General features: G+C 66.9%; 20 protein-coding genes. 1 reads left to right on the forward strand and 19 read right to left on the reverse strand.

What is annotated here, in order from left to right:
• Positions 1 to 55: 55 nt before the first annotated feature.
• The 10 genes from glmM to infA form a co-directional block, all read right to left on the reverse strand.
• A complete protein-coding gene (glmM, locus tag ABEA39_RS08860; protein WP_345375482.1) occupies positions 56 to 1,426 on the reverse strand; it encodes a phosphoglucosamine mutase in 1,371 nt (456 codons plus the stop codon).
• 19 nt (positions 1,427 to 1,445) lie between these two features.
• On the reverse strand, positions 1,446 to 1,931 hold the full coding sequence (rpsI, locus tag ABEA39_RS08865) for a 30S ribosomal protein S9 (RefSeq protein WP_345375483.1): 486 nt from the start codon (positions 1,929 to 1,931) through the stop codon (positions 1,446 to 1,448).
• Positions 1,932 to 1,960: 29 nt separating this feature from the next.
• Complete coding sequence (gene rplM / locus ABEA39_RS08870) at positions 1,961 to 2,407, reverse strand: 50S ribosomal protein L13 (RefSeq protein ID WP_345375484.1); 447 nt, start codon at positions 2,405 to 2,407, stop codon at positions 1,961 to 1,963.
• Between the two features lie 188 nt (positions 2,408 to 2,595).
• Positions 2,596 to 3,492, reverse strand: coding sequence for a tRNA pseudouridine synthase A (locus ABEA39_RS08875; protein WP_345375485.1), 897 nt, complete (start codon positions 3,490 to 3,492; stop codon positions 2,596 to 2,598).
• A 70-nt stretch (positions 3,493 to 3,562) separates the two neighbouring features.
• A complete protein-coding gene (gene rplQ / locus ABEA39_RS08880) occupies positions 3,563 to 4,183 on the reverse strand; it encodes a 50S ribosomal protein L17 (protein WP_345375486.1) in 621 nt (206 codons plus the stop codon).
• 47 nt (positions 4,184 to 4,230) lie between these two features.
• Positions 4,231 to 5,223 (reverse strand): DNA-directed RNA polymerase subunit alpha, encoded by a 993-nt coding sequence (locus ABEA39_RS08885; RefSeq protein WP_286345962.1) that lies wholly within the window; start codon positions 5,221 to 5,223, stop codon positions 4,231 to 4,233.
• A 198-nt stretch (positions 5,224 to 5,421) separates the two neighbouring features.
• Positions 5,422 to 5,820, reverse strand: coding sequence for a 30S ribosomal protein S11 (rpsK, locus tag ABEA39_RS08890; protein ID WP_055799944.1), 399 nt, complete (start codon positions 5,818 to 5,820; stop codon positions 5,422 to 5,424).
• A gap of 44 nt (positions 5,821 to 5,864) precedes the next feature.
• Positions 5,865 to 6,239, reverse strand: a complete 375-nt coding sequence (gene rpsM, locus ABEA39_RS08895) for a 30S ribosomal protein S13 (protein ID WP_345375488.1) — start codon at positions 6,237 to 6,239, stop codon at positions 5,865 to 5,867.
• A 160-nt stretch (positions 6,240 to 6,399) separates the two neighbouring features.
• Positions 6,400 to 6,516 carry a 50S ribosomal protein L36 gene (gene rpmJ / locus ABEA39_RS08900; RefSeq protein WP_345375489.1) on the reverse strand — a complete coding sequence of 39 codons (117 nt, stop codon included), beginning with the start codon at positions 6,514 to 6,516 and terminating at the stop codon, positions 6,400 to 6,402.
• A 72-nt stretch (positions 6,517 to 6,588) separates the two neighbouring features.
• Positions 6,589 to 6,810, reverse strand: coding sequence for a translation initiation factor IF-1 (gene infA, locus ABEA39_RS08905; protein WP_055965022.1), 222 nt, complete (start codon positions 6,808 to 6,810; stop codon positions 6,589 to 6,591).
• 198 nt (positions 6,811 to 7,008) lie between these two features.
• Here infA and ABEA39_RS08910 point away from each other — a divergent pair, with 198 nt between their 5' ends.
• Positions 7,009 to 8,274, forward strand: coding sequence for an LCP family protein (locus ABEA39_RS08910; protein WP_345375490.1), 1,266 nt, complete (start codon positions 7,009 to 7,011; stop codon positions 8,272 to 8,274).
• Between the two features lie 89 nt (positions 8,275 to 8,363).
• Here the strand turns inward: ABEA39_RS08910 and map are convergent, their stop codons facing one another.
• The 9 genes from map to rpsH all read right to left on the reverse strand — a co-directional run bounded on the left by map (position 8,364) and on the right by rpsH (position 14,075).
• Entirely contained in the window at positions 8,364 to 9,197 is an 834-nt protein-coding gene (map, locus tag ABEA39_RS08915; RefSeq protein ID WP_345375491.1) for a type I methionyl aminopeptidase, read from the reverse strand.
• A 10-nt stretch (positions 9,198 to 9,207) separates the two neighbouring features.
• Positions 9,208 to 9,846 carry an adenylate kinase gene (locus ABEA39_RS08920; protein ID WP_345375492.1) on the reverse strand — a complete coding sequence of 213 codons (639 nt, stop codon included), beginning with the start codon at positions 9,844 to 9,846 and terminating at the stop codon, positions 9,208 to 9,210.
• Positions 9,843 to 11,165 (reverse strand): preprotein translocase subunit SecY, encoded by a 1,323-nt coding sequence (gene secY, locus ABEA39_RS08925; protein WP_345375493.1) that lies wholly within the window; start codon positions 11,163 to 11,165, stop codon positions 9,843 to 9,845. The genes ABEA39_RS08920 and secY overlap by 4 nt, the downstream gene beginning before the upstream one ends.
• A 67-nt stretch (positions 11,166 to 11,232) precedes the next feature.
• On the reverse strand, positions 11,233 to 11,847 hold the full coding sequence (gene rplO / locus ABEA39_RS08930) for a 50S ribosomal protein L15 (protein WP_345375494.1): 615 nt from the start codon (positions 11,845 to 11,847) through the stop codon (positions 11,233 to 11,235).
• Positions 11,847 to 12,029: a 50S ribosomal protein L30 gene (gene rpmD / locus ABEA39_RS08935; RefSeq protein ID WP_345375495.1), complete on the reverse strand. Its 183-nt coding sequence runs from the start codon at positions 12,027 to 12,029 to the stop codon at positions 11,847 to 11,849. The genes rplO and rpmD overlap by 1 nt, the downstream gene beginning before the upstream one ends.
• A complete protein-coding gene (gene rpsE, locus ABEA39_RS08940) occupies positions 12,029 to 12,763 on the reverse strand; it encodes a 30S ribosomal protein S5 (RefSeq protein ID WP_345375496.1) in 735 nt (244 codons plus the stop codon). The genes rpmD and rpsE overlap by 1 nt, the downstream gene beginning before the upstream one ends.
• On the reverse strand, positions 12,760 to 13,131 hold the full coding sequence (rplR, locus tag ABEA39_RS08945) for a 50S ribosomal protein L18 (RefSeq protein ID WP_345375497.1): 372 nt from the start codon (positions 13,129 to 13,131) through the stop codon (positions 12,760 to 12,762). Before rplR ends, rpsE begins: the two co-directional genes overlap by 4 nt.
• A gap of 2 nt (positions 13,132 to 13,133) precedes the next feature.
• Positions 13,134 to 13,670, reverse strand: coding sequence for a 50S ribosomal protein L6 (rplF, locus tag ABEA39_RS08950; RefSeq protein WP_345375498.1), 537 nt, complete (start codon positions 13,668 to 13,670; stop codon positions 13,134 to 13,136).
• Positions 13,671 to 13,676: 6 nt separating this feature from the next.
• The gene (rpsH, locus tag ABEA39_RS08955; RefSeq protein WP_345375499.1) at positions 13,677 to 14,075 is read right to left on the reverse strand and encodes a 30S ribosomal protein S8; all 399 of its coding nucleotides are present in this window, start codon (positions 14,073 to 14,075) and stop codon (positions 13,677 to 13,679) included.
• Between the last annotated feature and the right edge of the window lie 98 nt (positions 14,076 to 14,173).

Genomic DNA, 14,173 nt, shown 5'->3' on the forward strand with positions numbered 1-14,173 from the left:
TACTAGGACACCGACTGTGTTTGTTACAAAATCGAGAGCGTGGGATACACGGGCCTCAGCCCACGGAGACCGCGAGCTGCTCCCGCACCACCTCGGCCAGAGTGTGGGCGATCCGATCCGCCACGGGCTGCGACGCCGCCTCCACCATGACCCGCACGAGCTGCTCGGTGCCGGAGGGGCGCAGCAGCACCCGACCGGAGTCGCCCAGCTCGTCCTCGGCGGCGCGCACGGCGGTGGCGACCACCTCGTCGCCCTTCAGGGCTTCGCGGTCGACGTCGCGCACGTTGATGAGCACCTGCGGGAACACCGTCATGACCGACGCGAGCTCGGCGAGGGACTTGCCCGTCCGGGCCATCTCGGCCACGAGGGTCAATCCGGTCAGGATTCCGTCGCCCGTCGTGGCGTACTTCTGGAAGATGATGTGACCCGACTGCTCGCCGCCCAGGCTGTAGCCGTGGGCGTTCATCTCTTCGAGCACGTACCGGTCACCGACACCCGTCTCGAGCATCGTGATGCCGTGGTCGCGCATGGCGCGCTTCAGTCCGAGGTTGCTCATCACCGTCGCGACGAGGGTGTCGTCCTTCAGGTCGCCGCGCTCGTGGAGCGACAGGGCGAGGATCGCCATGATCATGTCGCCGTCGACGACGTTGCCCTCGGCGTCGACCGCGAGGCACCGGTCGGCGTCGCCGTCGTGCGCGATGCCCACGTCGGCTCCGTGCTCGAGGACGGCCGCGGCGAGCTGGTCGAGGTGGGTCGAGCCGACGCCGTCGTTGATGTTGACGCCGTCGGGGTCGGCCCCGATCAGCGTGACGCGCGCGCCGGCGAGGGCGAACGCCTCGGGCGAGACCGCGGCGGCCGCGCCGTGAGCGCAGTCGAGCACCACGTGGAGGCCGTCGAGGCGGTGCGGCAGCGCACCCATCAGGTGGACGACGTACCGGTCCTCGGCATCGGCGAAGCGGCGGATGCGACCGACGTCGCCGCCCACGGGCATGAGGCGCGGGGCGTCCATGGTCGCCTCGATGCGGTCTTCCACCTCGTCGGGCAGCTTGGTGCCGCCGAACGCGAAGAACTTGATCCCGTTGTCGGGAGCGGGGTTGTGCGAGGCGCTGATCATGACGCCGAAGTCGGCGCCGGAGTTCTGCACCAGGAACGCCGCAGCAGGCGTGGGGATGACCCCGGCATCGAGGACGTCGACGCCCGAGGAGGCCAGACCGGCGGCCACCGCGGCGGAGAGGAACTCACCCGAGATACGGGGATCGCGCGCGAGGACGGCGACCGGGCGCCGGCCCTCCGCTTTGCGGGCATCGGCATGATGCCCCTTCGTGAGGACGACCGCACTCGCCTGGGCAAGACCCAGGGCGAGAGCGGCCGTCAACTCACGGTTGGCAAGGCCCCGAACTCCGTCGGTTCCGAAAAGGCGCGTCATCGCGAAGCCTCGCCAGGTGTTAGCGCTTGGAGAACTGAGGAGCCTTACGGGCCTTCTTGAGACCGGCCTTCTTGCGCTCCTTGACGCGAGCGTCGCGGCTGAGGAAGCCCGCCTTCTTCAGCTCGGCGCGGTTGTTCTCTTCGTCGATCTCGTTCAGCGTGCGGCTGATGCCGAGGCGGAGCGCGCCGGCCTGACCCGAGGGGCCACCGCCGGAGATCTTCGCGACGACGTCGTACGAGCCGAGCAGGTCGAGGACCTTGAACGGGTCGTTGATGAGCTGCTGGTGCAGCTTGTTGGGGAAGTACTCGTCCAGCGCACGGCCGTTGACGGTGATGACACCGGTGCCGGGCGTGAGGCGCACGCGGGCGATGGCCTGCTTGCGACGACCGACGGCGCCGCCGCCGACGGTGAGGACGGGACGGGGCGTGGAGGCCGCGACCGGAGCGGCGCTCTCGGTCGTGAAGCTCTCGGGGGTGGATTCGATGGAATCGGCGATGCTTGCCACTGTAGGGATCCTTAAGTCTTCAGCGGTCGCTACTGGGCGACCTGGTCGAGGGTGTACACCGTGGGCTTCTGCGCGGCGTGAGGGTGCTCAGGACCCGCGTACACCTTCAGCTTCTGGATCTGGGCCCGGCCCAGCGAGTTCTTCGGGAGCATGCCACGGATGGCCTTCTCGACGGCGCGCGTCGGGTGCTTCTCGAGCATCTCGGAGTAGGTCTGGACCGACAGCCCGCCCGGGTAACCCGAGTGGCGGTAGGCCAGCTTGTTGGCGAGCTTGGAGCCGGTGAGGGCGACCTTCTCGGCGTTGATGACGATGACGAAGTCACCCATGTCCATGTGAGGAGCGAAGGTGGCCTTGTGCTTGCCGCGGAGGAGCGCGGCGACGTGGCTGGCGAGACGGCCGAGGACGATGTCGTTGGCGTCGATGATCAGCCACTCCGGCTGGACATCAGCCGGCTTGGGAGAGAAAGTGCGCGTCACAGTAGTGCTGCTTTCTGGTCGAGGTGAGAGGTTCGTGAATCCCGCTCCGTTGCCGTTCTGCGCGGATCGCGCCGAACGAGTCAGGTGGAGGGCTCAACTTCGGGTGCAGCGCGCAGTTGCGCAAACACCAAGGAGCAATGTTACAGGATGCTCGTCCCGACGGCAAACGGTCGTGTGCATCCCCCGCTCTACAGCGCCGCTCGCCTCGCCCGGGTCAGCTCCGCCCGCGACTCGAAGTGCTCTTCGCCCGGGTACGCGACCTCGCGCAGGGTGAGCCCGTGCGCGTTCGCGACCTTGAACTCGCCGCTGCGGACGCCGGCCTCGCGGATCCGCACGACGTCGTCGATCGAGAGCCGCCCCTCCCCCACGGCCAGGGTCGCGCCGACGAGCCCCCGGACCATGCTGTGGCAGAACGCGTCGGCCTTCACCCGGGCGACGAGGATGCCGTCGCTCTCGCGGCGCCAGTGGAACTCCTGCAGCGTGCGGATCGTGGTGGCTCCTTCGCGCGGGCGGCAGTAGGCGGCCCAGTCGTGGAGGCCGAGGAGCGCGATCGCGGCGGCGTTCATCAGGTCGAGGTCGACCGTGGCCGGGAACCAGAGGGTGTCGTAACGGCGGATCGGATGGCGCGGGCCGGTGAGGTCGGAGACGCGGTACTCGTACTCGCGCCAGAGCGCCGAATAGCGCGCGTCGAACGAGTCGGGCACGACCGTTGCGTTCGTCACGAACAGGTCGTCCTCAGCGCCGGCCAGGCCGTTGAGCCGCCTGGCGAGGCGCATGGCGGGCGGGAACGGCGGGTACTTCGTCTTGTTGCGATGTGGGGTCGCGAGGAACTCGAACTGGGCGGCCGTCAGGTCGAGGTGGACCACCTGGCCCGTCGCGTGGACGCCGGTGTCGGTGCGGCCGGCGACGACCAGTCGCGGGGCCGGCAGATAGCGCTGGAGCGACATGGCGAGGGCCTTGTCGAGTTCGCCCTCGATGGTGCGGAGGCCCGGCTGCGTGCTCCAGCCGTTGAACCGGGTGCCGTCGTACGAGATGTCGAGACGGATGCGCGTGGTGGGGCTGGCGTCGCCGGTCTCGCTACTCACGAGACGAGTCTACAAAAGACGGACGGCCCGCCTCCCCGGAGGGAGACGGGCCGTCGCGGCGCAGCGAGTGCTACTTGGACTCCTCGTCGGCCGGAGCCTCGGTGGTCGCCTCGATGATCGTCTCGTCGGAGGCCGTGAGGTCGTCGGACGACTCGGACTCGAGCTCGGCGGTCGTCTCGGGGGTCTCGTCGGAGTCGACGGGAGCCTCGGTCGTGGCCTCGATGATCGTCTCGTCGGAGGCGGTCAGCTCGTCGCTGTCCTCCTCGAGCAGGGCGGTCGTCGTCGCGGGGACGGCGGCCTTGCTGCTCTTCGAACCCTTGACCTTGGGGCTCACGGGCTCGAGGACGAGCTCGATCTGCACCATGGAGGCGTTGTCGCCCTTGCGGAAGCCGAGCTTCGTGATGCGGGTGTAGCCGCCCTCACGGAGTTCGAGCAGCGGCGCGACCTCGGAGAACAGGATGTGCGTCGCCTCCTTGTTGCGGAGGACGGCGAGGGCACGACGGCGGGCGTGCAGGTCGCCGCGCTTGCCGAAGGTGACGAGCCGCTCGGCGACGGGACGGAGGCGCTTGGCCTTCGTCTCGGTCGTCTTGATGCTCTTGTGCGTGAACAGCTGGCCGGCCAGGTTGGCCAGCATGAGGCGCTCGTGCGCCGGGCCGCCTCCGAGGCGGGGACCCTTGGTGGGCTTGGGCATTGTCGTTTCCTAAATGATTGAGGTGAAGGGCGTCGGGGCGGGGAGACCTAGTTGGTCTCCTCCTCGTCGTAGCCGCTGTAGAAGTGGGCTCCGTCGAACCCGGGGACGGTGTCCTTCAGCGAGAGGCCGAGCTCGACGAGCTTGTCCTTCACCTCGTCGACGGACTTCTGACCGAAGTTGCGGATGTTCATGAGCTGCGTCTCCGAGAGGGCGACGAGCTCGGACACCGTGTTGATGCCCTCGCGCTTGAGGCAGTTGTAGCTGCGCACGGAGAGATCGAGGTCTTCGATCGGGGTCTGGAGCTCGCTCGAGAGGACGGCGTCGACCGGCGCGGGGCCGATCTCGATGCCCTCGGCGGCGTTGTTCAGCTCGCGGGCGAGACCGAACAGCTCCGTCAGCGTGCGACCCGCCGAAGCGATGGCGTCGCGGGGGCTGATCGCCGGCTTGGTCTCGACGTCGACCACGAGGCGGTCGAAGTCGGTGCGCTCACCGGCACGAGTCGCCTCGACGCGGTAGGTGACCTTGAGGACGGGCGAGTAGATCGAGTCGATCGGGATCTGGCCGGCCTCGGAGAACTCCGAGCGGTTCTGGACCGCGGAGACGTAGCCACGGCCACGCTCGATGGTCAGTTCGAGCTCGAACTTCGCCTTGTCGTTGAGCGTCGCGATGACGAGCTCCGGGTTGTGGACCTCGACACCGGCCGGGACGGAGATGTCGGCGGCCGTGACCTGGCCCGCACCCTGCTTGCGCAGGTAAGCGGTGATGGGCTCGTCGTGCTCGCTCGAGACCACGAGGCTCTTGATGTTCAGGATGACCTCGGTGACGTCTTCCTTGACACCGGGAACGGTGGTGAACTCGTGGAGGACGCCGTCGATGCGGATGCTGGTGACAGCTGCTCCGGGAATCGAGGAGAGCAGGGTGCGACGCATCGAGTTGCCGAGCGTGTAGCCGAAGCCAGGCTCGAGGGGCTCGATCACGAAGCGGGAGCGGAACTCCGAGATGTTCTCCTCGGTGAGAGTGGGGCGCTGTGCAATGAGCACTGTGGATTCCTTTCGGCGAAGAGTCCGCTATATGACTCTTGGCGGTACGACTGCTGGCTGTCAGTCGGTCTGTTGAGTTGTGAGTACTGAAGGATCCTGCGGCGACTGGCGCCGACGGGGGACGTTCGAAAACGTGGTGAACGCCACGGCCCCCAAGCCTCGAAGAACGAGCTCGGGGGTCGCGGCGATCAGGTCAACTCAGACGCGACGACGCTTGGGCGGACGGCATCCGTTGTGCGCCTGCGGGGTGACGTCGTTGATCGAACCGACCTCGAGGCCGGCGGCCTGGAGCGAACGGATCGCGGTCTCGCGGCCGGAGCCCGGTCCCTTGACGAAGACGTCGACCTTCTTGACGCCGTGCTCCTGCGCCTGACGAGCAGCCGACTCGGCCGCGAGCTGCGCGGCGAACGGCGTCGACTTGCGCGAGCCCTTGAAGCCGACGGCGCCGGACGAAGCCCAGCTCAGAACGGCCCCGGACGGGTCGGTGATCGAAACGATGGTGTTGTTGAACGTCGACTTGATGTGGGCCTGGCCCACGGCGACGTTCTTCTTCTCTTTACGGCGGGGCTTACGCGCGGCCGACTTCGGTGCTGCCAATTTTTTCTCCTACAACCTAAGAATGGCTACGGCGGGCGCCGGGCCTATCGTGCCTTCTTCTTGCCGGCGACCGTGCGCTTCGGGCCCTTGCGGGTACGAGCGTTGGTCTTCGTGCGCTGTCCGCGCACGGGCAGGCCGCGGCGGTGGCGGATGCCCTCGTAGCTGCCGATCTCGACCTTGCGGCGGATGTCGGCGGCGACCTCACGGCGGAGGTCGCCCTCGACCTTGTAGTTGCCCTCGACGTAGTCGCGGAGCAGGACGAGCTGGTCGTCGGTCAGATCCTTGACGCGGATGTTGCCGTCGATCTGGGTGTCCGCGAGAGTCTTGAGGGCGCGCGTGCGGCCGACTCCGAAGATGTAGGTCAGTGCGACTTCGACGCGCTTGTCGCGCGGGATGTCAACGCCTGCTAGACGTGCCATTGTGGCTTCTCCTTGAGAGATGGTGGAGGTGTGTCACAGCACCGGTGCCCGGGCCTCCGCCCGGGGTGTCCCCGCTCTCCGACAGACGTCGCGAAGCGGTTCTGGTGCTGCTTGGGGTGGTGCTGGCCCCGCTCTCGCGGGGCCGTTCGGATCGCGTCGATTAACCCTGGCGCTGCTTGTGGCGCGGGTTGCTCTTGCAGATCACCATGACGTTGCCGTTGCGGCGAATCACCTTGCAGTGCTCGCAGATGGGCTTGACGCTGGGCTTGACCTTCATTGCTTCATTCCTCTTTGATCGCTGGCCTCGTACCCGACGGATGCGCCGGGCCGTTCCTTGTCCAGCAGCCGCTTATTTGTAGCGGTAGACGATCCGGCCACGGGTCAGGTCGTAGGGCGAGAGTTCTACGATCACACGGTCTTCGGGGAGGATGCGGATGTAGTGCTGACGCATCTTGCCGGAGATGTGGGCGAGTACTTTGTGTCCGTTGCTCAGCTCAACGCGAAACATCGCATTGGGCAGCGCTTCGACCACTGCGCCTTCGATTTCGATGACACCGTCTTTTTTGGCCATAGCCTCACTGTCGCTAAAAATAGGTACTGCTGGTCTTGCGGGGATTTGTGGAGCCGATCGCAGGCAAAAAGGCAGGCGTCGGACACCAAAGATCAAGCTTATGCGATTCGGCTATAGTTTGCCAACCCGGCCCGTCAACTCGACACGCCGTAGCCGTCGCGGTGTCGCCCAACCCGCCCTGTCATCCCGAGGAGCCCCGTGCCCGGAGAACGCTCGAGCCATCGCCGTGAGGCCACGTCCGGGATCGCCCGGCACGGCCGCCTCCCCCGGAAAGGCCCGGTCCGCTTCGTGGCGGTCCTCGTCGCGATCGTCTTGGCGGTCTCCGGGGCGAGCGTCACGAGCGTGGCCGCGATCGCCGCGATCAGCTTGAAATCGCAGATCAAGACGGTGGCGCTCGGCACGAAGGAGCAGAAGGCCGCGGCGAAGACCTCCATCGACGCCATCTCCGGCGGGGCCAACATCCTGCTCGTCGGCAGCGACACCCGGGTGGGTCAGACGGAGGTCCAGGCGGGCGTCGCCGACGGCAGCCGGAACGACGTCACGATCCTCATCCACCTGTCGGCCGACCACACCCAGATGACGGCCGTCAGCTTCCCGCGCGACATGATGGTCGACGTCCCGTCGTGCACCGGAACCGGCGGTGCGACATTCCCTGCAGCGGATTACCAGCAGTTCAATACGACTCTCGGAGAAGGGCTCGGCTGCACGGTCGCCACCGTCGAGTCGATAACCGGCCTGACCATCCCCTACGCGGCCGAGATCACGTTCGACGGGGTCATCTCCATGTCCAACGCGATCGGCGGCGTCGACGTCTGCGTCGCCAAACCGATCGACGACGCCTACTCCGGCCTCCAGCTCTCGGCGGGCACGCACACCCTCCTCGGCCTGCAGGCCCTCGAGTTCCTCCGCACCCGGCACGGGGTCGGCGACGGCAGCGACCTCGCCCGGATCAGCTCGCAGCAGGTGTTCCTCTCGGCGATGATGCGCAAGATCGTCAGCGCCGGCACCCTGTCGAGCCCGCTCAAGCTCTACGGCATCGCCTCCGCCGCGGTGAAGAGCATGACCCTGTCGACCAGCCTCTCCTCCACCACGACGCTGGTGCAGCTCGGTCTCGCCCTCAAGGACGTCGGACTGTCGAACGCCCTCTTCGTCCAGTACCCGACCGCGGTCGATCCGCGGAACTCGAACCGCGTCGTCGCGGCGTCGGCCGACGCGAGCGTCTTGAACCAGGACCTCCAGACCGACACCAAGTTCACCCTCAACGCGGACAGCACGGGGCGTGCTTCCGTCACCGAGGGGTCGACCGCGACGGGCACCGCGAGCGGCACCTCGTCGGCTTCGGCCTCGGCTGGGTCCGGGGCGAGCTCGAGCGCGACGACGCCGACCAGCACGGCGACGGCCCTGCCGACGGGCATCACAGGGCAGTCCGCCTCCGAGGAGACCTGCTCGGTGGGCAACGGCTGACTCGGGCCGTCGCCGGGCGATGAGTGAGGGCATCCCCCGCTCTCGCCTGGCCTTGGCCCTGCTCCTTGGGGCTGGGGCCGGGTCTGGGGCTACGGGATCGGAACGGGGCGCACCCCGAACGGTGCCAGACCCTCGGCCCCGCCGTCGGAAGCCGTGAGAACCCAGATGCCCGCGGGATGCACGGCCACCGAGTGCTCCCAGTGCGCGGCGTCCGAGCCGTCCGCCGTCGTGACCGTCCAGTCGTCGTCTTGAGTGATCGTGTCGATGGTGCCGAGCGTGACCATCGGCTCGATCGCGACCACGAGACCCGGCTTCACGGCAGGACCGTTGCCGCGCACGCGGTAGTTGAAGACCGGAGGCTCTTCGTGCATCGAACGGCCGATGCCGTGACCGACGTAGTCCTCGAGGATCCCGAACTCGCCGTGCTTTTCGATGTAGCCCTCGACCGCCTCGCCCACCTCGTTGAGATGGCGCGCCGAGGCCAGCGCCGCGATCCCGGCCCAGAGGGAGCCCCGAGTCACGTCGTTGAGACGCGTGCGCGAGGCGAAGCGGGCGGGATGCTCGGGGTCGGCCAGCACGAAGGTGCGGGCGCTGTCGCCGTTCCACCCCTCGAACTCGGCGCCGGAGTCGATCGACACGATGTCGCCGGCCTCGAGCACGCGTCCTCCCGGGATGCCGTGGACGACGTCGGAGTTCACCGACGCGCAGACCGTGTGCCGATAGCCCGGGACGAGCTGGAAGTTGGGGATGCCGCCGCCGTCACGGATCGTCTTCTCGGCGATCGCGTCGAGCTCGCCCGTCGTCACGCCGGGACGCAGGGCTGCCTCGACGGCATCGAGCGACGCCTCCGTCAGGCGCCCGGGACGGAGCATGCGCCGCAGTTCGTCCGGCGTCTTGTAGATGCCCGGCTTGCGGAAAGCCACCGGATCGGGCCTAGGCCGAGGCGGTCGGACGGATGCCGCGGGACGCGAGCGCCTCGTCGATCCGTGCGGCGACCTCGTCGATGGAGCCGAGCCCGTCGACCGGGAGCACCAGGCCCCGTTCGGCGTAGGTGTCGATGAGGGGGCCGGTCTCGCGCAGGTAGACGTCCTGGCGGTGACGGATGGCCTCCTCGGTGTCGTCGCTGCGACCCTGGTCGACGGCGCGCTTGCGAAGGCGCTCCACGATCTCGTCACGATCGGCGACCAGCTGCACGACTGCGGTCAAAGCCTCACCCCGAGCCGCGAGCAGCTCGTCGAGAAAGACCACCTGGTCGGCGGTGCGCGGGTAGCCGTCGAGCAGGAACCCGCCCGCCGCGTCGGGCTGCGCGAGCCGGTCGGAGACCAGTTCGTTGGTCAGGGAGTCGGGCACGTAGTCGCCGGCGTCCATGATCGCCTTGACCTTGAGACCCAGAGGCGTCTCGTTCTTCACGTTCGCCCGGAAGATGTCGCCCGTGGAGATAGCCGGGATTCCATAGGACTCGGCGATCTGCACCGCCTGAGTGCCCTTGCCCGCACCGGGCGGACCGACGATGAGCAGGCGCGTACCGGCGCTGTTCGAGGCTGCCGCGGTGGCCGTGTCGCCGTCGGTCATTTGAGGAGCCCCTCGTAGTGACGCTGCTGGAGCTGGGAATCGACCTGCTTCACGGTCTCGAGACCGACGCCCACGATGATCAGGATGCTCGCACCGCCGAAGGGGAAGTTCTGGTTCGCCCCCACCGTCGCCAACGCGATCAGCGGGATCAGAGCGACCAGGCCCAGATACAGCGACCCGGGCAGGGTGACTCGAGTCAGGACGTAGTCGAGGTAGTCGGCGGTGGGTCGGCCGGCACGGATGCCGGGGATGAACCCGCCGTACTTCTTCATGTTGTCTGCGACCTCTTCGGGGTTGAAGGTGATCGCGACGTAGAAGTAGGTGAAGCCGATGATGAGCAGGAAGTACAGGACCATGTAGAACGGCTTGTCGCCCGAGGTCAGATTGGTCTGGACCCACGAGACCCACGCGGCGGGAGCGGTGCCGTTCGACGGGGTGTTGAACTGCGCGACCAGAGCGGGCAGGTACAGCAGCGACGACGCGAAGATGACGGGCACGACGCCGGCCATGTTCACCTTGATCGGGATGTACGTGTTGTTGCCGCCGTACGTTCGCCTGCCGACCATTCGTTTGGCGTACTGGACGGGGATTCGTCTCTGCGATTGCTCGACGAAGACCACGAGCCCCATGATCACGATTCCCACGATGATGACCATGAGGAAGATCTCGAAGTTCTTCGCCTGCTCGATGGCCCAGAGGGCGGTCGGGAACTTGGCGGCGATCGACGTGAAGATGAGGAGCGACATGCCGTTGCCGATGCCGCGCTCGGTGATGAGCTCGCCCATCCACATGATGAGGCCGGTACCGGCGGTCATGGTGATGACCATGAGGAGGATCGCGTACCAGGCGTTGTTCGTGATGAGCTGGCTGCACTCGGAGACGCTCGACGAGCCGAAGAGAGCACCGGAACGGGCCACGGTGATCAGGGTCGTCGACTGGAGGATGCCCAGCGCGATGGTGAGGTAACGCGTGTACTGCGTCAGCTTGGCCTGGCCCTGCTGGCCCTCTTTGTAGAGAGCGTCGAAGTGCGGGATGACCACGCGAAGCAGCTGCACGATGATCGACGACGTGATGTAGGGCATGATGCCCAGCGCGAAGATCGAGAGTTGGAGGAGGGCGCCACCCGAGAACAGGTTGACGAGCTCGTACAGGCCGGAAGTGGACTGCTGACCGGCCAGACAGGTCTGCACGTTCGAGTAGTCGACGAACGGCGAGGGAATGAACGACCCGAGACGGAAGAGCGCGATGATTCCGAGCGTGAACCCGATCTTTCGGCGAAGGTCGGGTGTGCGGAAAATCCGCGATACGGCTCTGAACAAGGTGGCCTCCCGGTAATGAGGATAGACGACTGAGAGGGACGGCTCTTCCGAGCCGCCCCTCCAGGTACTACTTGGTGACGGTACCGCCGGCGGCGACGATCTTCTCTTCGGCGGAGCCGGAGACCTTGTCGACGACGACGTTCAACTTGACGGCGAGGTCGCCGTTGCCGAGGACCTTCACCTTCTCGTTCTTGCGGACGGCACCCTTGGCGACGAGGTCGCCCACGGTGACGTCGCCACCGGCGGGGTAGAGGTCCGCCAGCTTCTCGAGGTTGACGACCTGGTACTCGACGCGGAACGGGTTCTTGAACCCGCGCAGCTTCGGGGTGCGCATGTGCAGAGGCATCTGCCCACCCTCGAAGCCGACCTTGACCGAGTAACGGGCCTTCGTGCCCTTGGTTCCACGACCTGCGGTCTTACCCTTCGAACCCTCACCGCGGCCCACACGAATCCTCGACTTCTTGGCACCGGGAGCCGGTCGAAGGTGGTGGACCTTGAGGACCTGGGGGCGAGCGACGTCGGCCGAAGCCGACTCCGACTTCGCAGCCTTGGTCGTCGTGCTGGACGAAGCGGCAGCCTTGCTGGCGGCCGGCTTCTTGGCGGCTGCGGCCTTGGGGGCAGCAGCCTTGGCGGGAGCGGCCTTGGCGGTCGTCTCCTCCTTGGGGGCTTTCTCGTCAGCCATTAGTCAATCTCCTCGACTTTGACGAGGTGAGCGACCGTCGAGACGTAACCACGGTTCTGCTTGTCGTCGGGGCGAACGACCGTCTGGCCGATGCGCTTGAGACCCAAGCTCCGCAGCGTGTCGCGCTGGTTCTGCTTCTCGCTGATTTTGGACTTGATCTGAGTCACCTTGAGCTGGGCCATCAGGCACCTGCCTTCTCGGTAGCTGCAGCGCGGGCGTCGGCCTCCATGCGGAGCAGACGGGCGGGCACGACCTGGTCGATGTCCAGCCCACGACGAGCTGCGACGGCGCGCGGCTCCTCGAGCTGCTTCAGTGCGGCGACGGTGGCGTGCACGATGTTGATGGTGTTCGACGAACCGAGCGACTTGCTCAGCACGTCGTGGATACCGGCGCACTCGAGGACGGCGCGGACGGGACCACCGGCGATGACACCGGTACCGGCAGCAGCGGGGCGGAGCAGGACGACGCCTGCAGCAGCCTCACCCTGGACAGGGTGCGGGATCGTCTTGGCGATACGGGGGACGCGGAAGAAGTTCTTCTTCGCCTCCTCGACACCCTTCGAGATCGCGGTGGGCACCTCGCGGGCCTTGCCGTAGCCGACGCCGACCAGACCGTTGCCGTCACCGACGACGACGAGAGCGGTGAAGCTGAAGCGACGACCACCCTTGACGACCTTGGAGACGCGGTTGATGGTGACGACGCGCTCGAGGAACTGGCTCTTGTCACGGTCGTCACGACCGCCACGACCCTGGTTGCGGTCGCCGCGTCCGTTGCCGCCGCGACGGTCGGTACGACCAGCGGTCGCGCCTTCGCGGTTGTTCGACTCCGAGCCGGCAGCCGTCTCGACGGGGCGCTCGACGACGGCCTCGACCGGGGTCTCCGGCGTCGTAGGCGTCTTGTTCGTTTCGTCGCTCACAGGTCCAACCCACCTTCCCGGGCGCCCTCGGCGATAGCCGCGACGCGTCCGGCGTACTTGTTTCCACCACGGTCGAAGACGACCGCTTCGACTCCGGCGGCCTTGGCGCGCTCGGCGACGAGTTCGCCGACCTTCTTCGCCTTGGCCGTCTTGTCACCGTCGAACGTGCGCAGGTCGGCCTCGAGGGTCGATGCACTGGCGACGGTGTGGCCCTTGCTGTCGTCGACGACCTGCACGAACACGTGACGGGCCGAACGGTTGACGACGAGACGGGGGCGCAGTTCGGTGCCCACGATCTTCTTGCGCAGGCGAGTGTGACGGCGCGCAGTGGCGGCCGACTTGCTCTTTCCTCGGGTTCCGAGTCCCATGATTACTTACCTGACTTTCCGGCCTTGCGGCGAACGACCTCGCCGGCGTAGCGGACACCCTTGCCCTTGTAGGGCTCGGGCTTGCGCAGCTTGCGGATGTTGGCAGCGACCTCGCCGACCGCCTGCTTGTCGATACCGACGACGGTGAGCTTGTTGTTGCCTTCGACCGTGAAGCTGATGCCCGCGGGCGGCTCGACGGTGATGGGGTGGGAGTAGCCGAGGGCGAACTCGATGTTCGAGCCCTTGGCCTGCACGCGGTAACCGGTACCGACGATCTCGAGCCCCTTGGTGTAACCCTGGGTGACTCCGATGATCTGGTTCGCGATGAGCGTGCGAGTGAGGCCGTGGAGCGAACGCGAGGAGCGCTCGTCGTCGGGACGGGTCACCAGGACGGTGCCCTCCTCGAGCTTGGCTTCGATGGGGCTGGCGACGACGAGCGAGAGCTCACCCTTCGGGCCCTTGACGGAGACGGCCTGGCCGTCGATCTTCACATCGACCCCGGCAGGGATCGGAATGGGGAGGCGTCCGATTCGTGACATGGCGGGTTACCACACGTAGGCGAGGACTTCCCCACCCACGCCCTTCTGCTCGGCCTCGCGGTCGGTCAGCAGACCGGAGGAAGTCGAAAGGATGGCCACACCGAGTCCGCCGAGGACCTGAGGGATCTCGGTCGACTTCGCGTAGACGCGGAGGCCAGGCTTGGAGACGCGCTTGATGCCCACGATGGAGCGTTCGCGGTTGGGGCCGTACTTCAGGTCGATGGTGAGGGTCTGACCGACGCGTGCGTCGGCGACCTTCCAGCCGTCGATGAAGCCCTCTTTTTTGAGGATGTCGGCGATGTGGGACTTGAGCTTGCTGCTCGGCAGGGACACGGTGTCGTGGAATGCCGAGTTCGCGTTGCGCAGTCTGGTCAGCAGGTCTGCGACCGGATCTGTCATCGTCATGCGATTGGATCACTTTCTCGCTCGGTTTCGACTTCCGGTACACCGGGAGCCGACCTGAACGATCGGGGTGGCTCGGAGCGGTTCTCCGGGCACGGGAG

Source organism: Frondihabitans cladoniiphilus, assembly GCF_039544345.1.
GTDB lineage: Bacteria > Actinomycetota > Actinomycetes > Actinomycetales > Microbacteriaceae > Frondihabitans > Frondihabitans cladoniiphilus.